Source organism: Cupriavidus sp. 207A1, assembly GCF_057798955.1.
Map to the genome: position 1 here is coordinate 212,095 of NZ_JBYOJO010000008.1, position 21,098 is coordinate 233,192.

Annotated in this window: 16 protein-coding genes and 1 pseudogene; 11 read left to right on the top strand and 6 right to left on the bottom strand. The window is 64.4% G+C overall.

The window, feature by feature from the left end; all coding sequences use genetic code 11:
- Positions 1 to 66: 66 nt before the first annotated feature.
- The gene (locus AC3FMM_RS17050) at positions 67 to 1,104 is read right to left on the bottom strand and encodes an aliphatic amidase (protein ID WP_488687079.1); all 1,038 of its coding nucleotides are present in this window, start codon (positions 1,102 to 1,104) and stop codon (positions 67 to 69) included.
- A 533-nt stretch (positions 1,105 to 1,637) separates the two neighbouring features.
- Here AC3FMM_RS17050 and AC3FMM_RS17055 point away from each other — a divergent pair.
- From AC3FMM_RS17055 to AC3FMM_RS17095, 9 genes and pseudogenes are all read left to right on the top strand, one after another.
- Positions 1,638 to 1,805: a hypothetical protein gene (locus tag AC3FMM_RS17055; RefSeq protein ID WP_488687080.1), complete on the top strand. Its 168-nt coding sequence runs from the start codon at positions 1,638 to 1,640 to the stop codon at positions 1,803 to 1,805.
- A gap of 340 nt (positions 1,806 to 2,145) precedes the next feature.
- A complete protein-coding gene (locus AC3FMM_RS17060) occupies positions 2,146 to 2,994 on the top strand; it encodes a MurR/RpiR family transcriptional regulator (RefSeq protein ID WP_488687081.1) in 849 nt (282 codons plus the stop codon).
- Between the two features lie 21 nt (positions 2,995 to 3,015).
- Positions 3,016 to 4,248 carry a diaminopropionate ammonia-lyase gene (locus AC3FMM_RS17065; RefSeq protein WP_488687083.1) on the top strand — a complete coding sequence of 411 codons (1,233 nt, stop codon included), beginning with the start codon at positions 3,016 to 3,018 and terminating at the stop codon, positions 4,246 to 4,248.
- A complete protein-coding gene (locus AC3FMM_RS17070) occupies positions 4,245 to 5,492 on the top strand; it encodes a M20 family metallo-hydrolase (RefSeq protein WP_488687084.1) in 1,248 nt (415 codons plus the stop codon). The genes AC3FMM_RS17065 and AC3FMM_RS17070 overlap by 4 nt, the downstream gene beginning before the upstream one ends.
- Before the next feature lie 31 nt (positions 5,493 to 5,523).
- On the top strand, positions 5,524 to 6,471 hold the full coding sequence (locus tag AC3FMM_RS17075; RefSeq protein WP_488687085.1) for an N-carbamoyl-D-amino-acid hydrolase: 948 nt from the start codon (positions 5,524 to 5,526) through the stop codon (positions 6,469 to 6,471).
- A 122-nt stretch (positions 6,472 to 6,593) separates the two neighbouring features.
- Positions 6,594 to 7,928: an MFS transporter gene (locus tag AC3FMM_RS17080; protein WP_488687167.1), complete on the top strand. Its 1,335-nt coding sequence runs from the start codon at positions 6,594 to 6,596 to the stop codon at positions 7,926 to 7,928.
- Positions 7,929 to 7,947: 19 nt separating this feature from the next.
- On the top strand, positions 7,948 to 9,108 hold the full coding sequence (locus tag AC3FMM_RS17085) for a YgeY family selenium metabolism-linked hydrolase (protein ID WP_488687086.1): 1,161 nt from the start codon (positions 7,948 to 7,950) through the stop codon (positions 9,106 to 9,108).
- Positions 9,109 to 9,286: 178 nt separating this feature from the next.
- Positions 9,287 to 9,592, top strand: a complete 306-nt coding sequence (locus AC3FMM_RS17090) for a helix-turn-helix domain-containing protein (protein ID WP_488687168.1) — start codon at positions 9,287 to 9,289, stop codon at positions 9,590 to 9,592.
- A 387-nt stretch (positions 9,593 to 9,979) separates the two neighbouring features.
- A pseudogene (locus AC3FMM_RS17095) lies at positions 9,980 to 12,918 on the top strand (Tn3 family transposase).
- Positions 12,919 to 13,359: 441 nt separating this feature from the next.
- Here AC3FMM_RS17095 and AC3FMM_RS17100 read toward each other — a convergent pair.
- From AC3FMM_RS17100 to AC3FMM_RS17110, 3 genes are all read right to left on the bottom strand, one after another.
- Positions 13,360 to 14,553 (bottom strand): M24 family metallopeptidase, encoded by a 1,194-nt coding sequence (locus AC3FMM_RS17100; RefSeq protein ID WP_488687087.1) that lies wholly within the window; start codon positions 14,551 to 14,553, stop codon positions 13,360 to 13,362.
- 9 nt (positions 14,554 to 14,562) lie between these two features.
- A complete protein-coding gene (locus tag AC3FMM_RS17105; RefSeq protein ID WP_488687088.1) occupies positions 14,563 to 15,531 on the bottom strand; it encodes a Bug family tripartite tricarboxylate transporter substrate binding protein in 969 nt (322 codons plus the stop codon).
- A gap of 119 nt (positions 15,532 to 15,650) precedes the next feature.
- The gene (locus tag AC3FMM_RS17110) at positions 15,651 to 16,265 is read right to left on the bottom strand and encodes a TetR/AcrR family transcriptional regulator (protein ID WP_488687089.1); all 615 of its coding nucleotides are present in this window, start codon (positions 16,263 to 16,265) and stop codon (positions 15,651 to 15,653) included.
- A gap of 316 nt (positions 16,266 to 16,581) precedes the next feature.
- On the opposite strand from AC3FMM_RS17110, the gene AC3FMM_RS17115 reads away from it, so the two are divergent.
- Positions 16,582 to 17,067: a GAF domain-containing protein gene (locus AC3FMM_RS17115; RefSeq protein ID WP_488687091.1), complete on the top strand. Its 486-nt coding sequence runs from the start codon at positions 16,582 to 16,584 to the stop codon at positions 17,065 to 17,067.
- A gap of 505 nt (positions 17,068 to 17,572) precedes the next feature.
- On the opposite strand, the gene AC3FMM_RS17120 is transcribed toward AC3FMM_RS17115, so the two are convergent.
- Complete coding sequence (locus tag AC3FMM_RS17120) at positions 17,573 to 19,069, bottom strand: tyrosine-type recombinase/integrase (RefSeq protein WP_488687092.1); 1,497 nt, start codon at positions 19,067 to 19,069, stop codon at positions 17,573 to 17,575.
- On the bottom strand, positions 19,066 to 19,944 hold the full coding sequence (locus AC3FMM_RS17125) for a DNA-binding protein (protein ID WP_488687169.1): 879 nt from the start codon (positions 19,942 to 19,944) through the stop codon (positions 19,066 to 19,068). The genes AC3FMM_RS17120 and AC3FMM_RS17125 overlap by 4 nt, the downstream gene beginning before the upstream one ends.
- Positions 19,945 to 20,200: 256 nt before the next feature.
- Between AC3FMM_RS17125 and AC3FMM_RS17130 the strand changes: the two genes are divergently transcribed.
- Complete coding sequence (locus tag AC3FMM_RS17130; protein ID WP_488687093.1) at positions 20,201 to 20,647, top strand: hypothetical protein; 447 nt, start codon at positions 20,201 to 20,203, stop codon at positions 20,645 to 20,647.
- Positions 20,648 to 21,098 lie beyond the last annotated feature (451 nt).

Genomic DNA, 21,098 nt, shown 5'->3' on the forward strand with positions numbered 1-21,098 from the left:
GAATGCCCCTTTTGCGAGTTGAGATTTGGCCCCGGAAAATGCAAGTCTGCCGGGGCCTGGGCTGGCTTAGCGGTGCCGGGGCGCCTCGTTGGGAATGCCGTTGATGGGACATTCTGGCGTACCCACCGTGGTACGGGTGAACGACTCGACCATCTCACGTGTGCCCTCGGGATCGTTGACCCACTGGCTGTAGAAGCTGTACGGGCAGGCGGCAACGCCCCGGTCTCCGTCGCCCGAGTTGATGGTGCCGGTGTAGCCGCGGTGCACCAGCTTGAAGAGATGGTTTTGCGACTGACCGTTCTTGCGCGCGTCGCGGATCAGGCTCTTGGACAGCTCAGCATATTGGATGCCCATTTCCTCCTCGCCTGTCTCGCCCAGCGTGCGGCCGTCGAAGCCGATGATGGCCGAGTGCCCAAAGTACGAATACACCCCGTCGAAACCTGCGGCATTCGCTACCGCGACATAGGTGTTGTTCATGAATGCCATCGCCTTGGAAACCAGGATCTGCTGCTCCTTGGCGGGGTACATGTAGCCCTGGCAGCGAATGATCAGCTCGGCGCCGCGCATGGCGCAGTCTCGCCAGATCTCGGGGTAGTTGCCGTCGTCGCAGATGATAAGGCTGATCTTCATCCCCTTAGGGCCTTCGCTAACGTATGTGCAATCGCCGGGATACCAGCCTTCGATCGGCACCCAGGGCATGATCTTGCGGTACTTCTGCACGATCTCGCCCTGGTTGTTCATCAGGATCAGGGTGTTGTAGGGAGCCTTGTCGGGATGCTGCTCATGCCGCTCGCCGGTCAGCGAAAACACGCCCCACACATTGGCTTTGCGGCAGGCGGCGGCGAAGATCTCGGTTTCCGCGCCCGGGATGGCCGAAGCAGTGTCGTACATCTCTTTGGCGTCGTACATGATGCCGTGCGTGGAATACTCGGGAAAAATCACCAGATCCATGCCGGGCAGGCCCTGCTTTATGCCCATCACCATGTCGGCGATGCTCCGGCAGTTGTCCAGCACTTCCGCCTTGGTGTGCAGGCGAGGCATTTTGTAGTTGACCACTGCCACGCCTACACAGTCGTTGCTGCTGGAAATGTCTCCGTGTCTCATGTCGATGCTCCTTTAGGAATGGAAAAATCCACGTTGAACCCGGCGCTCTAACACGCATCGCTACGATCCATCATTCCTGCAGGCAAAGCTGCGCCCTCGGACCCGGTCATCCGCTTTGAAAAATGGCAGCAAGAGGCACAAAAAAAAAGCCCGAACCGGTCCGGGTTAGGGACCAGTTCGGGCTTTATTGCCCAACATCTACGCTGGCAACTTTGGCAGCTGATGTCGTGTACAGGACTGAAACAGAATGGCGATTGAACGCCGCGAAAACATTGTTCTTTCTTGGGGCAATCTCCGCCAACGGGTCATACGCTAATTGCGTTGGTTATGTTTTCGTGATAGCGGGCGCCCTCCCTGGTGTGAGGGAGTCTCGGCCTGTAGCTCCCCAAGCAGTGTCCCAATCTCCTGCAAGTCGGACTTCTGCCGGGCGCGTATTGTCACAAACGAGCGCTTTGATCGCGACCAGTTGTTGTTGATATTCGACTGCAGAGCGAGCCTGTTTCGTTGTGGTCTTGTTGTAGGCGTGCCGTCAGGTGGAACGTCTGGTACTGCCCTACCGTGAGGGCGGTCCCTTCGGCCTGGGCTCGCGCAAGCGCGGTTGTGATAGCAACCGCCAGCTCTCCCGGCTGGAATCGCTTGTCCGCAGGATGATTGGCGACAGCTACGCAGACTTCGGCATGACCCTGGCCGCCGGGACCTGAGCACCATGGCGCAGTGCGCAGGATCATGCAGCGCTTCGACATGCTCGCGTTGTGCCCTCGCGGGAATGCAATTGACGGCTGATGCGGTTGACGCAGCTGATGTACTCGGCTGCCAACTTGGGTGCCTGGGGCGTATCACGCTACGGGCGGGCCAGGATGTGGGCTGAAGTGCCACGCGAGCCGCATTTGTAACAAAGGGGTGAGAGAGTCACCACTCTCGCCCCGGCGCACCCAGTACGCGACAATCTGGATGAAACTCGTGTTTCATGCTGAATTTTATTTGACACAATAGTTTCATAGCCCTATATTTCTGAAACCGAAGTTTCATTCGGACCAAATTATGACCTCATCGTTGCAAGACAAGATCCTCGGGCTAAACGACCAGCTCACTGAAAGCGAGCGCCGCCTGGCCGCCGTGACTCTGGAATGCATAGGCAACCTTGCCGCCTACTCGGCCACCGAGCTGGCGCAGAAGGCTGGCGTATCCAAGGCCACTGCCGGCCGCTTTTTCCGCCGCCTCGGTTACGAGAACTTCAACGAAGTCCGCGCCCTGCTGCGTGACGAGGCCGATCGCGGCTCGCCGCTGTACGAGCTGGCCGGCGTGCAAGCCCCCGCCGACGAACATGCGCCGCTGGCGCGCCATCTCACCAACGACTTGCAGAACCTCGCCCAGACCTTCGACCGTCTGAACCAGGCCGATGTCGAGCGCGCGGTCGCCCTGTTCGCCGACGCCAGGCGGGTGATTATTGCCGGCTTCCGCAACGGCCGCGTACTGGCGCAATACGCGTGGGCGCTGCTGACCCAGTTGCGGCAGGGCGTGACGCTGGCGCCGGGCGCTGGGCTGAACCTTGCCGAAGACCTGGCCGACCTCGGCGCCGACGACGTGCTGCTGGTCATGGATTTTCGCCGGCGCGTGACTTTGCTGTGGCCCATGGTGGCCCACGCCAACCGCGTCGGCGCCAAGGTCGTGATCCTGACCGACCCCAGCGCGACCGACCTGCCGGCGCGCTCCGACGTGGTGCTTCGCTGCGTCAACCACGGCGCGGCGGTGTTCGACTCCTATGTCGCGGCCGTCAGCCTGATCAACCACCTTTGCACAAGCCTCGCGCTGATCCTCGGCGACGCGGCGCGCGAGCGGCTCGAGGAAATCGAATCGCTACATGACCACTACGGCGACTTACATCGCTAGAACTCACTTTAGGAGACTGTCTTGAACCACCCGCTCCCCCACCTGAAGCTGCAGTGCGCGCTAAACCCGGCTGCCACGCCCGGCGCGCCCTATGGCGCGCGACAGCAAGCCGTGCTCGGCGGCGAAGCGTTTGTCCGCGCCGCCGAGCAGATCCGCCGCTGGCCCGGCTACGCACCAACGCCGCTGGTCGCCCTCGATGGCTTAGCGCACGCCGCCGGTGTCGCACAGATCCTCTACAAGGACGAAGGGGACCGTTTCGGATTGGGCAGCTTCAAGGCGCTGGGCGGTGCCTACGCGGTCAGCCGCCTGCTGCTGCGCGAGATCGGCATCCGGCTCGGCGTGGGCGACGTGTCGGTTGATGACCTGCTGGCGGGCCGCTATGCCGACGCGGTGCGCGATATCACGGTCACCTGCGCCACTGACGGCAACCACGGCCGCTCCGTGGCCTGGGGCGCGCAGCGTTTTGGCTGCCAGTGCGTGATCTATATCCACGCCACCGTCAGCGAAGGCCGCAAGGTCGCCATCGAGCAATACGGCGCGCAGGTGGTCCGCACCGCCGGCAATTACGACGACTCGGTGCGCCAGGCGGCCGAGGATGCGGCACGGCTGGGGCGCTTCGTGGTGTCCGACACCTCCTATGAAGGCTATATGGAAGTGCCCAAGGACGTGATGCAGGGCTACGCGGTGATGGCGGACGAGGCGCTGCGCCAATTGCCAGACGGCCAGCTGCCGACCCACGTGTTTCTGCAAGGCGGCGTGGGCGGTCTTGCCGCCGCCGTGTGCGCGCACTTCTGGGAAACGCTCGGCGACAAGCGCCCCCGCTTTATCGTCGTCGAGCCGGACAAGGCCGCCTGCCTGTATGAAAGCGCGCGCGCTGGCAAGCCGGTGGCCGTTCATGGCGACCTCGACACGGTGATGGCCGGGCTCGCCTGCGGCGAAGTCTCACTGCTGGCGTGGGAAGTGCTGCATCCGGGCGCACATGCCTTCCTGACCATCGACGATACCTCAGCGCTGGAAAGCGTGCGCCTGCTGGCCGACAGTCGCTATGGCGATGCCCCAATTGTCGCCGGCGAATCGGCAGTGGCCGGGCTAGCCGGCTGCCTTGGCGCTATGGCCGACCCTGCCGTGCGTGAACAGCTTGGCCTAAGCGCGGCGAGCCGCGTGCTGGTGTTCGGCAGCGAAGGCGCAACCGATGTGGCGCTGTACCGGCGCATCGTCGGCCGCCTGCCGGAAGACGTGAGGAAGGCAGCGTGAACGCGACGCTTGACCTTGCACGGACCGCGCGCATCGACGTGTCTCGGCTGCTGCGCCGCATCGCCTTGCTCGGCGAAGTCGGCGCCATCGATGGAGGCGGAGTCTGCCGGCTCGCACTGACCGACGAAGACCGCGCCGGGCGCGACCTGGTAGTGTCGTGGATGCGCGAGCTGGGACTGGCGGTCAGCATCGACGGCATCGGCAACGTGGTCGGCGTACGCGCCGGCCGCGAAGACCTGCCGCCGGTGATGACCGGCTCGCATATCGACACCGTACGCACCGGCGGGCGCTATGACGGCAATCTCGGCGTGCTCGCCGGCCTGGAAGTGATGGCCGCACTGGACGATGCCGGCATCGTCACGCGCCGTCCGCTGGCAGTTGCCTTCTTCACCAACGAGGAAGGCGCGCGCTTTGCCCCCGACATGATGGGCAGCCTGGTGTTCCAGGGCGACCTGCCGCTGCAACAGGCGCTGGATACGCGGGGCATCGACGGCACCACGGTTGGCGAGAACCTTTCCCGGATCGGTTATGCCGGCCCGGCGCCAGTGGACCGCAACCGCGTGCATGCCTTTGTAGAACTGCATGTCGAGCAGGGCCCGGTGCTTGAGCACGAGAACATCACCATCGGCGCGGTCACCGGCGTGCAGGGCATCCACTGGACCGAGTTCACCGTAGCGGGCACGTCCAACCATGCCGGCACCACGCCGATGGGGCTGCGCCACGATGCCGGCCTGGTCGCCGCGCGCGTCGCCTGCTTCGTGCGCGACCTGTCGCGCGAGCTGGGCGGCGCGCAGCTTGCAACCGTCGGGCAGGTGCAGTGCTTCCCTAACCTCGTCAACGTGATCCCGAACCGCGCGGTGTTCACGGTCGACCTGCGCAATACCGATGGCTCCGTGCTGGAGCATGCGGTGCAGCGCACGCTGGGCTATGCGCAGGAGGTGGCGCAGGCGGAAGGCGTTCGCCTCAGCCAGCGCACGCTGGCCGACTTCGCACCGGTGGCGTTCGACGCCGGCATGGTCGACCGCGTCGAAGCCATCGCGCGCCGGCATGGACACAGCGTGCGGCGCATGCCGAGCGGCGCCGGGCACGACGCCCAAATACTTGCCCGCATGTGTCCCGCCGGCATGATCTTCGTGCCGAGCGTGGCCGGCCTGTCGCACAACGTGGCCGAACTGACCCATGACCGCGACATCCAGGCCGGCGCCGACGTGCTGCTCGACCTAATGCTCGAACTTGCCGCCTGACATTCCCCCGCATAACAGGAGACCTACACTCATGTCCCGCTTCGTCCACGTCGCCGCAGCCCAACTCGGCCCGATCCAGCGCAGCGACTCGCGGCGCGACGTCGTCGCCCGCCTGCTGGCCCACCTGCACCATGCCCACGAGATGGGCTGCCACCTCGTGGTGTTCCCCGAACTCGCGCTGACTACCTTCTTTCCGCGCTGGTACATGGAAGACCCGGAAGCCCTCAACGCCTTCTACGAGCGCGAGATGCCCGGTCCCGAGACGCGCATCCTGTTCGACACCGCCGCGCAGCTCGGCATCGGCTTTTACCTCGGCTATGCGGAACTGGCGCTCGAGGGCGGCGCGGAACGGCGCTACAACACCGCCATCCTCGTCGGCCGCGATGGCAGGATCATCGGCAAATACCGCAAGGTGCATCTCCCCGGCCACGACCAGCACGAGCCGTGGCGCGCCTTCCAGCACCTGGAAAAGCGCTACTTCGAGCCGGGCAACGACTTCGGCGTCTGGCAGGGATTCGGCGGCGTCATGGGCATGGCGCTGTGCAACGACCGCCGCTGGTCGGAGACCTATCGCGTGATGGGCCTGCAAGGCGCAGAAATGATCCTGCTGGGCTACAACACGCCCGTGCACAACCCGCCCGCGCCGGAGCACGATGACCTGTCGATGTTCCACAACCACCTGGTGATGCAGGCCGGCGCCTACCAGAACGGCACCTGGGTGGTTGGCGTGGCAAAGGCCGGCAAGGAAGAAGGCTGCGAGATGATCGGCGGCACCTGCATCATCGCGCCGTCGGGCGAGATCGTCGCGGCCTGCTCGACCAAGGGCGACGAGCTGGCCATTGCGCGCTGCGACCTCGACCTGTGCCAGTCATACAAGACCACAACCTTCAACTTCGAACGGCACCGCCGCCCCGAAGCCTACGGCCGCATCACCAGCCAGCGGGGCGCCACGCCGCCGCAAGCGCTAGCCGCTGCGTAGCCGGCGCACCTTTCCGCCCCCTTCCCTAGTCGACATAAAAAGAACATGCAGGCGCCCGTGGGCGCCCGCAGGGGGCGTTGTTGTCTCACCAAATCCAAAGGAGGAACATTGTGAGCGATTCCCTGCATTCCGCGCCGGCGCTGCACGCCCCGGCCGCAGCTCCTGACACGACGTCGGACACCATGGCCGCGCACGACAACGCGCTCTACCGCAAGGTGGCCTGGCGACTGCTGCCCTTCCTGATGGCCTGCTACGTGGCAGCCTTCCTGGACCGCGTCAACGTCGGCTTCGCCAAGCTGCAGATGCTGGACCAGCTGAAATTCAGCGACACGGTGTACGGCCTGGGCGCCGGCATCTTCTTCATCGGCTACTTTCTGTTCGAGGTGCCGAGCAACGTGTTGATGCACCGCATTGGCGCCAAGAAGACCCTGGCGCGCATCATGATCCTGTGGGCCTGCATCTCGGCCGCCATGGCGCTGACCAAAACGCCGACGCAGTTCTACATCCTGCGCTTCCTGCTGGGCGCCGCCGAGGCCGGCTTTTATCCCGGCATCATCCTGTACCTCACCTACTGGTTTCCGTCGCATCGCCGCGGCCAGGTGATCGCGGTCTTCATGACCGCGGTGCCGGTGGCCGGCATTCTTGGCGGCCCGCTGTCCGGCTGGATCATGGAGAGTATGCACCAGCACTACGGCATTGCCGGCTGGCAATGGATGTTCCTGCTCGAGGCGATTCCGTCTGTAGTGCTGGGTCTTGCCGTGCTTTGGTACCTGGATGACAGCCCCGCCGAGGCACGCTGGCTAGGCGCGGCCGAGAAGCACCGCCTGGCGCATAACATCGCGGCGGAAAAAGCAAACAAGACCGAGCATGTATCGTTGCTCAAGCTGTTCCGCGACCGCCGCGTGATCCATATGGCGCTAATCTGCTATTGCACGGTCTCCAGCCTGTCCGGCCTGGCGTTCTGGATTCCGTCGGTGATCCGCTCGACGGGCGTGGTCTCGCTGCTTGACGTCGGCCTGCTGACAGCGATCCCGAATGCATTCGCGGTGGTGTCGATGATCCTGGTATGCCGGCATTCCGACAAGACGCGGGAGCGCCGCTGGCACATGGTCATTCCCTTTCTCGTCGGCGGCACCGGCCTGGCGCTTAGCACGATGTTTAGCCATAACCCTGCGTTCGCGGTCGCGATGCTGTCGGTAGCGGCGGCCGGGTGCATGGTCTGCTCGCCGCTGTTCTGGAGCCTGCCAACTGCTTTCCTCGAAGGGCGCAGCGCGGCGGCCGGCATTGCGGCGATCAATTCCTTCGCCGGCCTCGCCGCCTTTGCCAGCCCCTATGCGATCGGCTGGATCAAGGACCTGACCGGCTCGACCGACTGGGGCATGTACTTCCTCGCCTCCTTCACCGTGCTCGGCGCGCTGCTAGTGTTGCGCGTGCCGGCCGCGCTGGTCAGCCGCTGATAACAAGGGAAACACTAACATGATTGATCCCGTAGGCAATCTCAGCGATGTCACCGCGCTGACGCGCGAGATGGTGCGCATTCCCAGCCTGTCCGGACAAGAGGGCGACCTCGCCGCGTTCCTTTCGCGGCGCATGGCCGAAGCCGGCTTCACGTCGGTGACGACGGACCGCAACGGCAGCGTGATTGGTCTGATCGGCCCCGAGGACGCGGACGTGGCACTGCTCTTCGACGGCCATATGGACGTGGTACCGGTCACAGGTACGTGGCGCTACGACCCATTCGGCGGCACCATCCACGATGGCCGGCTGTACGGACGCGGCAGCACCGACATGAAGGGCGGCATCGCCGCAGCCATCTGCGGCGTGGCAGCGGCGGCGCGTGAACGGCCGCTGCGCAGGCGCATCGCGGTGTCCGCCAACGTGCTGGAGGAAGTCATCGAAGGGCACGCGCTGGCCTCTGTGCTGGGCCGCTGCGAGCCTGCGGCGGTGGTCATCTGCGAGCCATCGAAACTGCAGGTCAAGACAGGACAGAAGGGCCGACTCGAAATCCAGCTCACCTTCCACGGCAAACCCGCGCATGCGGCAACGCCGCACCTCGGCGTCAATCCGCTGCTCGCCGCCGCGCGTGCGCTGACGGCGCTGCAGGGCCTGCAACTGCCGGCCGATCCGGTCCTTGGAGCCGCGTTGCTGGTCCCGACGGACATCGTATCGTCGCCTTATCCGTCGATCTCGATGATCCCCACATCAGCCACCATCCGCTTCGACCGCCGCACACTGGACGGTGAGACCCGCGAGGACATTCTTGGCCAGATTGAAGCTTGCCTGCGCAACAAGGGCGTGGAGGGCTTCGCACTGGCCGTCTCCGACGAGGAGGTGCGGACCTTTACCGGTGAATCCGCGCGGCCAACCCGCTGGCTGCCAGCATGGCAGCAACCGGAAAGTACACCGTTCGTGCAAGCCGCGGTGCGTGCCATCGCGCAAGCCGGGCGCTCGCCGCAGATCGGAAGCTGGGCGTTCTGCACCAATGGCTCCGAATCGGCCGGTCGCCGCGGAATCCCTACCATAGGGCTGGGCCCGGGGTGCGAGGAGGACGCTCACACCATCGATGAATCGATCGCGCTAGAACAGCTGGAGGCGGCACGGGACATCTATCGCAACTTGGTGCTAGAGATGGCCTGACGTTTCCGCTCGCCGCTCCCTGTTTCCCAAGTTTATTGACGCGCGCGTTGGGAGGTCATTACAGTAAGCATGCGCGAGATAGACAGGCCCAAGACCGTTCAGGGGTCATGGATGGTCAGTTGCAGCCTGGCGTGACCACCGAACGGTTGGAGATCACTGACCGGCAACGGCGGCGGTACTGGAGCGCTACCGGCTGGAAGGCTCAGCCAGGCTAATCTCGCGCAAGCGCGGCCGACCCAACGACAACCGCCTGACTGGCGAGCGCGAAGCAGCAGCGCTAGGCTGGCTTCGGGAACACTATGCCGACTTCGGCCTGACCCTGGCGGCCGAGAAGCTGCGCGAGCGCCGCGACATCAACGTGACCACTGAAGCTGTGCGCCGGATCTTGGCTAGCCTCCCTTTGGGACGCATCGAAGGGCGCTATGGTGCATGGGACCGAATCGCCCGTTTCAGCTTGGTGCTGCCCCGCAGGCTACGCCGCTAGCATGCCCGAGTGAAAGGCCTCGCAACGAGGCACAAAGCGGCGGGCGGAGTCGGCCCCTCCCTTCCCCGGTATCTCCGGGGTTGTCAGCCTTTCTTAAGAAATCAGCCGCAGCGCTTCCGCACTGTGTCCGCAGAGTCCACAGACCGCGGTCGACTGATATGGCGGCGGCGCGGCGCGAAGACCTGACGGTATCCGGCGCATATGTTGCGCAAACCTTTACCTACCTTGCCGACGGCAATGGAAGGATGGAGTCTCCTTGATTTTGCTGCAATTTACCAGGATAGCGATCCCTAGCATCCATGCGGGTTTCCGGGCGACGACCGGCAAAATACCCATGTAAATCAATTAGTTGCTGTCTGGCGGTCCGTCTCACGCTTGGAGAGCGCGATGGATCACTGGCAGCTGGCGTATCTGGGCATGCGGCAGATTCCGCGCGAACTCAGCGAGTTCGAGCTTGCCACATTCTTCACGTTTTCCGCCAAGGAGCGGGCCCTGATCGACACGCGGCGCAGCCATCTGTACCGCCTGGCCTGTGCCGTCCACATCGGCTTTGTCCGCATGACTGGGCGCACTCTCGATGCCTACAAGCAGGTACCCAAATTCCTTTGGGCCCATGTTGGCGCGCAACTCGGCATCACGCCGCCTGATATGGGCACGCTGGGCGCGCTCTATGACGGGCGCACAGATACTCTGGTGGACCACCAGATGCTGGCCTATCAAGCCCTCGGGTTCAGCCCGATGGCCGAGCATCAGCGGCGTTACGTGACGCGCTGGCTCAAGGAGCGCCTGGCAGGCCAACCGAGCCGCAGTGATCCGCTGCACGAACTGAAACGTTGGCTGTACGAGCATCGCATCCTGATCCCGCACGACAGGGCGCTGAAGCGGCTGATTAGTCAGGCGGTGGAGGCCTGCGAGGCAGCGCTGGCTGAAGCGCTGATGCAAGCCTACGGCGAGGCCTCTCTCGACGCGTGGGGCAACTTGCTCCCTCGGCCGTCAGGCGATCGCACTAGCCTCCAGCAATGGCTGTGGGCGGTTCCGCTGCGCAATTCCACGCATCAGATGGGCGAGCTGTTTGACAAGATCGACCGGCTGTACCAGTTGGGCGTCCACCAAGGCTGGCCGGTGGTCTGGAATGAGGCAGTGGTTCGCCACTACGCGCGGCGTTGTGCGAATCGCCCGGCGTCAGTCAGCAAGCGGGTTGCGCAACAGTCCCGCCGCTTGGAAGCCGCATGCTTCTTGCGCTATGCATTGTGTGCGGCCACGGATCAGCTGTCGTCCATGCTGCGGCACTGGATTCGCAAGTCCATCAACGATGCAGGACGCCTGATCGACGCCGGCCGGCCTGATCCTGGCGTCAAGCTGCGGGAATTCGCCGCTGCGGTCAAGGCGCTGGTTGCCGACGAGACGCTGACACGAGAGGCCCTTTGCCAGCAATTGGGCGCCCTAGCCGATGCGGCGACCTCCCAGAATCTGCCAAGCCGAGCCAGTCTGATCCGCGCACAACTCCTGTCACGACACCGGCAAGCCAGGGCCATGCTGGGCAGGCTGGTTCGCCTGCCATTCGCCGCCCAGTCGGCCCACCCGGTGATCGAGGCCATGGAGGTGCTTCGCAAGCTCTATGCGCGCAAGGCCGACTGGCTGCCCGATAAGGTGACGATTCGATTGGAACGCGCCTGGCAGCCAGCATTGGAGGGCCAGGATCGCAAGCGAGCCTTGGCCGCCTTCGAATGGGGGACGCTGTTTGCCCTGCGGGTGGCGCTGCGTAATGGCTCGGTCTTCCTGGACCACAGCTTCGCCTACCGTAGCCAGGCGGCCCTACTAATTTCCAACGAGGCTTGGCAAGCCCGACGTAATCACTTCTACGGCCACCTCAAGCCGCCGCAGGACGCCAAGACATTCCTCGAGCCCGTCGTGGCACATTTGGATGCGGGGCTCGCCAGGCTGCGCGACGCTGTCCAGCGTGGCGAACTGAAAATCGATAGCGCGATCCATATCGATCCGCTCACGGCAATGAAACCGGAAGCCTCCGTGGAGGCGCTGCGACGCGCGCTGTTCGAGCGGCACCCCGGTGGGCAATTGCCGGAAATCCTGCTGGAGATTGACAGCAGCACGCACTTCAGCTGGCTCCTGCTGGGCCGGGAACCGCATTCTCGCACTGAGCTGCTGATGGTCTACGCCGCGGTGCTGGCGCACGGCACGTCGATGTCGGCGGCAGACCTCGCACGCATGGTGCCGGAGTTGTCGCCCAGCGCGATCCGCGCAGATGATGCATCGCATCGCAGACGAGCGCAAACTGCGCCAGGCCGCCGATGCTGTCCTGGTCTTCATGCACCAGCACCCGATCGCTCAGCACTGGGGACGCGCCGATCTGGCGTCGTCGGACATGATGTCGCTGGAGACCACGCGCACGGTCTGGCGGGCCACGGGCCGATCCGCGCCGACGCACGGCATCGATCGGCATGTACGCGCATGTCCGCGACCGCTGGGGCATCTTCTATGACCAGCCGATACTGCTAAACGAGCGGCAGGCCGGCGCAACCATCGAGGGCGTCATCCGCCAGAGTGGCTCGGAAGACGTGGCGCAGCTGGCGGTCGATACCCATGGCTTTACCGACTTCGCCATGAGCCTGTCCCGGCTACTAGGCTTTGATCTTTGTCCACGGCTAGCGCATCTGCGCGACCGCCGTCTCCATGTGCCCAGGGACCACGATGTACGGGCGGAATTGGCTGCGGTGACGGACTCGGATGTCCGGCTGGATCTAATCGAACGCGCCTGGGACGAACTGGTCCGCATTGCGGCATCGGTGCAGAGCGGGCAATGCACCGCCGTCCAGGCGCTCACGCGCTTTGGCGCGGCGGCGAGGGGTCAGCCCGTCTATGAAGCCGGCGTTCATCTCGGCCGACTGTTTCGCACGATCTTCCTGATCGACTACTTCACCAATCGCGCCTTCCGCCATGAGATGCAGCATGCCTTGAACCGTGGCAAGGCGGTCCACACGGTGCAGCGGGCCATCCACTACGGCAAGATTCCAATCGAACTGACCCGGCATGATGCGTCGCTGGCTGCGGTGTCGTCGGCCCTGACTTTGCTGTCCAATGCCGTGATGGCCTGGAACAAGCTGCACATGCAGCGCGCGCTGGACGCGATTGAGGCCATCGGTGGCGAAGCCATGCGTGCCGAAGATCTGCGCCAGATTGCACCGACTCGCTTGGATGGCATCAACTTGCGCGGCACTTTCGACTTCCCGATTGCACGCCACGCCCATCGGCTGCTGCCGAGTGCGACAAGCACACCGGGCCCACTGTCACGGTGGCGCACTGCATAGCCCAACCTTTTTCGGATAGAGAGGTACAAAACCTGGCGCGTGTACTCTGACCGATGAAGTCTGCTTGAAATGCGGCGCCGGGCAGTGGCTCCACCGGCCAATTTCCGTCATTCAGCGTATGACCGGACAGCGGCCCGGAAAGCAGCCACTCAAGGATTGCCAGCCCTATGGGCACTAGCGCCCCTGAGCCGGCCTGCGCACTCCGAAAAATGCATGGTCGGCCGCTGAAACCACGAATTTTCACACGTGACTCTCTGCCTGTTGCACCGCATCCCCCAACTTTCTGAAAACGACTTTGGCCTCAAACCATCACATACTAGAGATCGTATGCGAGTGGCGCCATCCCGCTACGCTACTGTGTCGAGCGACCTGGCTTGGAGAAGTGGCTTAGCGAGGAAAGCCACTGTCTCACCGAAGGGTACTGGGAAAGGTTTCAGTCCCTTAGATTCTGATAGTCGCGTACTCCAGCGTCTTCGGCGTCTTGATAATTACTTCCGGCTTGTCGCCGACAATGACGGTGTCATCCAGCCGGAAGCCGCCCAATCCGTAGACGTACAATCCTGGCTCCGACGAGTACACCTCCCCTGCCAGAAGCGGGCGGGTATTGAAGGCCATGTCTTCCGGATACTCATGCAGCATCAGCCCGACGGCGTGGCCGGTACGGTGGAACACATGCTGCCCGCAGCCGGCTGCCTCGATCACCGCCTGCGCCGCCGCGTCCATGTCGCAGACGGGCTTGCCCGGCACGGCCGCGGCAACCGCGGCGTCGGTGGCCCGTGCCGCGACCTGGTAGAGCCGTGACTGCTCGTCGCCGGGCTGGCCGCAGAACCACGTGCGTTCGTTCTCGACATAGAGGCCATTCAGCCGCGGCAGCACGAGGTTGACGATGGTGTCGCCTTTGGCAATACGCGACCCGCACGCGGCGCCGTCGCCGTGCGGTGAGGCCGAGGCGGGGCCGGTGAGGGTCCAGCATTTCAGGATGTCGAAGTCCTCGCCCGGAAAGCGGCGCGCCGCCTCTTCGACCATCAGCGCTGCCATCGCGTGATCCAGTTCCTGGACCAGGCGGCCGGGGCGGATGTTTTCCCTATAGCGGTCCTGCACCCAATCCGTCAGTGCACCCAGGTCGCGCATGACCTGCAACTCTTCCGCATGCTTGACCCAGCGCAGGCTGCGCAATTCCGCCAGCGACGGACGCAGTGTCAGTTCTGGCAGATAGCGCTGTGCCCCGGCGAGGATGGGATGCTGGACGTCGACCGCAATCCGCGACATACCCAACCCTTTCGCACCCAGCAGTGCGGCAACGACCTCCGGCAACTGCGACGGCAGTGGCAACCGGTTCGAGACGCGCGGATGCTCGGAATAATAGGTCACGTCAGTCATCCAGACCGTGCCCTTCTCCGTGGCAAAGCGCATGTGATTGGTCGACAGCTCGTTCATCACCGCGAAGGTCTCGCCGTTGCGCGGCACCACCACGAACACGGGCCGCTCCCACGGCCAGACGTCGAGCTGGAAGTTGGTTGCATATTGGAAGAAGTCGGGCGTGCCGAACACCAGCGCGTCGACGCGCAGCCGGTCCATCAGCCGATGCATGGCCGACAGCCGGGATTCGTGTACCGCCTTGGTCAGATGTGGCATGGCAGGCTCTCAGAGGGAAATGTTCAGGCGCCGGATGATCGGGCCCCAGGTATCCGCATCGCGCTTCATGTAGCGTTCCACCTCGGACGGCGGCCCCTTGATCCCATCGAGGAACTGGAAGCCGAGTTTCTCCTTGAACTGCGGGTCGTCCAGAACATGATTGATGTCGGCATTGACCTTCTGGATTACGCTTGCCGGCGTGCCGGAGCGGGCAACAATCGCATACCACCCTGGCACCTGCACGTCGTAGCCGAGTTCCTTGAAGGTCGGCACCGTTGGCAACACAGGTTGGCGCTTGTCGCCGGTGACGGCCAGCGGCACCAGCTTCTTGCCGACAATGAATGACTGCACCCCGGCAATGACATTCATCATCACCGGCGTCTGCCCGTTCATCAGACTGGTAGAGCCACCGGGGCCGTTGAAGGGCACATGCTGCATCTTGACCCCCGTGCGCTCCGCGACCAATTCCATCGCCAGATGCGTGGAATTACCGATGCCGCCCGACGCAAAGCTGATCTCGCCCGGACGCGCCTTGGCCATGCGAACGAAATCCTGGAAGCTGTCGACCTTGAGCGATGGCGCTGCGACGAACACGAACGGCGAATTCGCAAGCATCGCTACACCTGTCAGATCCCTGGTCGGGCTGTATGGCAGCTTCGGATACAGGAAAGGATTGAAGCTGAGGTTGGAAACACCGGCAAAGAACAGCGTGTAGCCATCGGCCGGCTGGCCCAGCACATAGCTGATCGCCAGCGTGCCGTTGGCGCCCGGCTTGTTCTCCACCACGACGGGCTGCTTCCAGGCCTGCCCCAGCTTTTCCGCCAGTGCGCGTGCCAGCACGTCATTGCCGGTGCCGCCGGCCTGCGGCACCACCAGCCGCACGGGTTTAGAAGGAAAGTTTTCAGCCTGCCCAATACCCGGCAGCGTCATCGCCACCGCGGTACCGGCCGCCCAGGCCAGTAGTTGTCGCCGGTCCATATTTCACCCTGAATCGTTCACCAAGACGCCCTGACTGCCAAGGCGTGAGCGCAATGTACCACGTGGTACACGCACGGGCGAAATCGGGGTTTACACTGAATTCACCAGCGAGGCGGGATTTACTTGCCGGTCTTGTTGGAACGGGGTGGCGTTGCCATCATGCTGGCGAAGTACTTCAGCGCAGCCGTGGTGCCCTTGCGGTCGCCGGTGGTGACCAGATCCAGCAGCAGCCCACGCATGGTCGCGACTTCGACACGCGCGCGCAGACTGGCCTCAGCCTCGCTGAATCCCATGCTCTGCTGGAAGCGTTCGGCGAGCATGGCGGTCCAGCTGCCGACGACGTCTTCCAGAAAGCCGCTGAAGCGCTCGCGATCCCGGATGGCCTTGCCATAGATCTCGAACAGGAGCTGCATGATCGGGAGGTAACTCTGCGCGGAATAGCGTTCCCAGGCGGCCTCCATCGCGGCCTTGGGATCCATGCCATCGACGATCACGCGTTGGCGCGCCCCCTGCTCTGCATGCCGGATCCGGTGCAGCAGCGCCTGCCAGAAACCGTCGGCCGAACCGAAGTAGTAGATCAGCATCCGGTGGCTGGTGCCCAAACCGTCTGCGACGCTGCGAAGGGACAAGTCGCCCAGGCCGTTGGCAAGGACGTGTTCAGTGGCGGCGTCCAGCAATTGGATGGCCTGCTCACTGGCTGACCGGTCGATGGCAATGGCTTTGAATTTCGGCATGGAAGGATTGTGCTGGTACGCCGTCCGCAAACCAGGGACGTGTGTGGCTGGCAAAGATTCTACGTTATCCGCCCCCTGTACCTGGCATGGTGGCCCGCTGTGCCGATGCCGAATCAGCCGCAGGCTGGAATGCTCTCAACAATGAGAGGCTTCACGGATTCATGTACCATATGGTACATTCGAGCAAATCGTCAACCAGCTCGCAGGATGGAACATGGACCGCAGAACCCTACTTCTTACAGGCGCTGCAGCGCTCGGCTCCCCAGCCTATCCAGGGACCGCACAGTCAGAAAGTGAGCGCGAAAGGGGCGACCTCATGTCCGGGCTGAGTCGCGTCGCCGACGGAATAGCGGCGCACAACCAGCCTGAAAGCGGACTAGGCGCGTTGGACCAGGCGCTTGCCGCAACGATTGGGCACAGGTTATTTACAGTCTTGCTCATCAACTGGGGGCGCTCGGAGAACCGACGCATCTATACAAACCAGCCACAGGCTTATCCGCTTGGAGGCAGCAAGCCCATCGTTCGGCGGGGCGCCTTTTATGACGAAGTGATCGTTGCAGGCCGGCCGCGCATTTGCCGCAACTATCACGAAATAAAAGCCGCGTTCCCTGATCACGAGCTGATCCGATCCCTCGGCTGCGAGAGCGCAGTCAATATGCCACTTCGCTGGAACGGGAAGACCATTGGATCACTCAACTTGCTGCACCGGGCCGACTGGTACACGGGCGCAGATCTCCCTGCGCTCTCGCTTTTCGCGACAATGGCATTAGCCCCGCTCCTCTCGATCGTCACAACGGATTGAAGCGCGCATCACTGATCTTTCGACGAACCTAGAACCTCCGGGCAATCAGCTTCTGCATGGCCATTCGAAGCTTGAGCGCGTGCACCATCACGATTTGCCGCTTGGCGCCTCGGCAACGAGCGTCCGCTTGTTGGAGGAGATGAGCCGTTCAGTCTAGAGCAACAGGATGGCCGGGAAGGGTCGTTCTGAGCCATCTGTTTCGGGTCGAGAAGGCGCCGCGTCACCTGCACAACTGATCCGCCGGTGGCCAGGGCGACGAGCCAACGATCTCAATCCATAGTCCCCCTACCGGACTGAGAAGCCGTCCGCGGCGCGCAAATCGCAAGCCACTGCGGAAGGCCATGACCCGGTCGTCAGGCTGGCACGCGTGACGGGCCTGCTATGCAGCTACAGCAAGGGTGGGCAGCAACCGGCCGCGGCCCGCTAGCGCGAGCTGCGACTTTCTATGCCGCGCTCGGGATTGAGCTGCCATGAGAGACTAGCGATACGCCGGTCCGACAGATCGCTACGGCACATCGTCAGTAAACGTGGCATCAACAAAGGTCCGCAGTTGGCTCAGGTCTGTCCGGGCGTAGGCCGCGGTGGTCTGCACTGAGGCGTGCCCGAGCAGGGCCTGGGCGGCGGGCAGCGGCACCTGGTGGTCGACCACCAGCGTACGCGCATAGGCGTGACGCAGCCAGTGCGGCGACGCCGCACGCAATAAGAGCGCCTGCACCGGCTCGCGTGCCTGCAAGCCATCGGCCACGGCGGCAAAGATCGCTTTGACCTCCCGGTACAGGCCTGCCTGCTGCAGCGCTTCGCCCTTGTTGCCGTGGATCACCAGCAGCGCCTCGTGCGGCGGCGGCTCGGCCGGCAGGCCGCGGGCCCGCCGGTAGGCGCGCAGCACCGCCACGCACTGGGTCGGCAGCGGGATGGCTCGCGTCTTGCCCCCCTTGCCGCAGACATAGAGCGTCCAGCGACCGGGCGCCTCCGCCTCCAGTCTTGGCAAGCCAGTCTCGGCCGACCAGGCCAGTTCTGCGAGGCGCACCCCGCTATAGCGGTACAGCGCCCAGATCGCGCGCCGCCGCTGTGCCGACAGCGTGTTGGCGACGTTAGGCTCCGGCGCATCGAGCCACGCGTCGCACGCTGCCAGCAGCGCCTGCGGGATCAGCCGTGTCGGCGCGAAGCCGGCCCGCGCGCGGCTGCCGGCGGACAAGCCGGCGGCCGGGTTGGCGTGCAGGCAGCCGGTGTCGTACCAGTAGCGGTAAAGGCTCGCCACCACCGCCAGCGCGCGTGTGCGGGTGGCCTCCGACAGGGGCGTCGAGGCGGCCTCCGCGCCGCGCTCGCCGTGCTGCAACGCGTGCCGGTAGGCGAGTAGTTGCTGGCGCGTGAGGTCGGACAGCGGGCCGAGCTGGCGCGCGTCGCACCAGCGCATCAGGCGGCGCAATTCGGCGCCATAGGCGCGCAGCGTGTGCGGTGAGCGCCCGGTGCGGTCGCGCAGGAAGAGCGCCAGCGCCTGGGCGTCGTCGGCGGCTCCGAGCGTGTTGGTGGCGGCATGCGGCTGGGCGAAGCGGCCGGCGCGCGCGAGCCACGCGTGCTCGGCAGGGCCCTGGGTGACCAGCCACGGATTCGCTGCGACCAGCCCCGTAGCCTTCGCAGCCGCCGGCACCGCTGCTTCCTTCTCTGAGGAGGCGGCGGACCGGAAGTGGCGCCGGTGCGTGTGCAGCAGCCGGGTCAGCACCGTCTCTGGGCTGGGCGCTTCGCCTGCCGGTACCGTGCGCAGGCGTCCGCGCTCCCAGTACTCGATCGCGCCATCGTGGGCGAGCAGCAGCTTGAGCACGGCCGGCTGCGCGGCCTTGGCCTCGGCGAGCGACCCGTAGCGGCGCTTGACGCGCGCGAGCGTCCAGTGCACGTAGACCGGGTGCCCCAGCGCGTCGGCCAGGTAGACGAGCGCCGCGTCGACGCCGGCGGGCAGCGGGCGCGGCGGCACCGCCGCCGTGTCGATCCAGTCGGCCGGCTTCATGGCTTGGCGGCCCGCTTGCCAGCCGGCTTGCCCGTCGACTTGGGCGCGCGCGGCTTCGGCGCGGCGGCTAAGGTCGCGCGCAGCAGCTCGTCGAGCTGGGCACGCTGGCAGGCGGTGACGGCCTTGAGCGCGCTCGCCTCACCGGCGGCGGTCTGGCGCGCGGCCCGCTCGCTGGCCAGGTCCGCGCCGATCCGCTCGCGTTCCTGCTCCAGCGCGGCGAGGCGCCGCTCGGCGAACTTGAGCTGGGAGGCCAGTTGGGCGCGCTCGGCCTGCACCGCATCGCGCTGGTGCGCGGTTTCCTGTAGTAGCTGCTTGGACAGCGCCTCGTAGCGCGCCTGGATGGTGGCGACCGCCTCGGCGTGGGCGCGCTCGCCAGTCATGGCTCGTTCCTGCGCCGCCGCCAGCTCCGCCTCCAGTTCGCCACGGCGCGCGGCCTGCTCATTGGCGCGCGCGATTGCCGCAGCCTGGGCGGCGCGCGCTTCGGCCAGTGCGGTGTCGCGCGTGGCGAGGACCTGGCGGGTCTCCGTCAGTTCCTGGCGCAGCAGCTCGATGCGCAGCTCAGCGTCGGCGCGCGCGGCCTGCGCGGCCTCGACCGCCGACTGCGCCTCGCGCTTGAGGCGCACCACCTCGTCGAGCTGCACCGCCACCGCGGCCTGCCACAGCGCGCTCATCTGTTCGGCGATCTCGACGGGAATCTCGGGCAGCGCCAGGTCGGCCAGGCCCGCGCGTACCACCTCGGCCTCGATGGCGTTGAGCGTGCGCGACAGCGTCGCCGGGTCGCCGCCGCCCAGGCGCGCGCGTAGCTTGCGCACCGACACCACGCGGCGGAAGCGCGCGGCAGTGGGCGGGGCCGCGTCGCCGGCCTCGGTCAGCATGGCCAGCACGGTGGCGCGGATCCTGTTCGGGCGTGGCGGCGAAGCGGGGCATGGCGTCTTCCGAGCGTGATTTCCAAGCTATCTTACGTACGCTACTAACGTTATGTAAGCTATCTTTGCATGGATTTTGAATAGGCAAGACGGATAACTTTTATTATCTTGCCGAAACAACCGTCGAAGCACCGCGGACCGCAGGGAAGCGGCCTGAAGGGAGGCGCTAGCGGTGGAAAGACGTGGGATATAGACCAGTCAGCAAGTGACTGATTTGATTGGGGTTTCAGGTGGGTATCGCCCGGAAACCCGCATGGATGCTAGGGGTGGCTACCCTGGTAAACTGCGCGGGAATCAAGGGGACCCCATAGAGGAATCTCAGCGAACTGGTAGTACCGCCGCGTCGATGCTTCTCTTACCCGCGCTCAATGCAGCATTCGATACGGCGTCAACCCGCCTCGCTGCAACAAAGGAACATCCACCGAGCGTGATCTTTGGGATGTTGTTTGTGCTTTGCGGCATCGGAGCGCTGTTCGCCGGCTATGGCATGGCGAGTCGCGGTCCTCGAAACTGGTTGCATGCAGTTTTCTTCGTGGCCACGCTGACGATGACACTCTATGTCATCGTCGATTTAGAGTTTCCCCGGTTGGGACTAATCCGCGTTGACGCTTTCGACGAGATCTTGCAGGACGTCCGTAGCGGAATGCGATAAACCGACATTAAGGACCTTGTAAGGCAGACACCACTCCGGACACTTCGATCTTGACCAGTGCTGGAAAAGGCTCATTAGCGTCAATGCCGAATCGGACCCGATTGCGATTGTTTTTCGGCGTGGCTTGACAGGCTATCCCGCGGGGGCGTGCAGATCGGCGCTCGAGGCATGCGCCGGGCGAGATCGCACATCTCGGCCCGCGGCCCAGGCTAGGTCGGACCCTCGAGCTGATCAACAACTTGAAGCTGTCGTACCTTCGGTACAAGCCCGAGGCACCACCGTTTTACGAAAACCCTCGACCTCGCACAAAAAGCACGCCCGTGCCGACATTTTTTTAAGGTAGCGGGCGCGCCGACACTTCAAATCGTTCTAGGAAATGGCGTTTTAGGTATATTTTACTTATTGGGGTCGCGGCCGGCGAGCCGAAGAGCTTTTAGTGAAATCCCGGGCG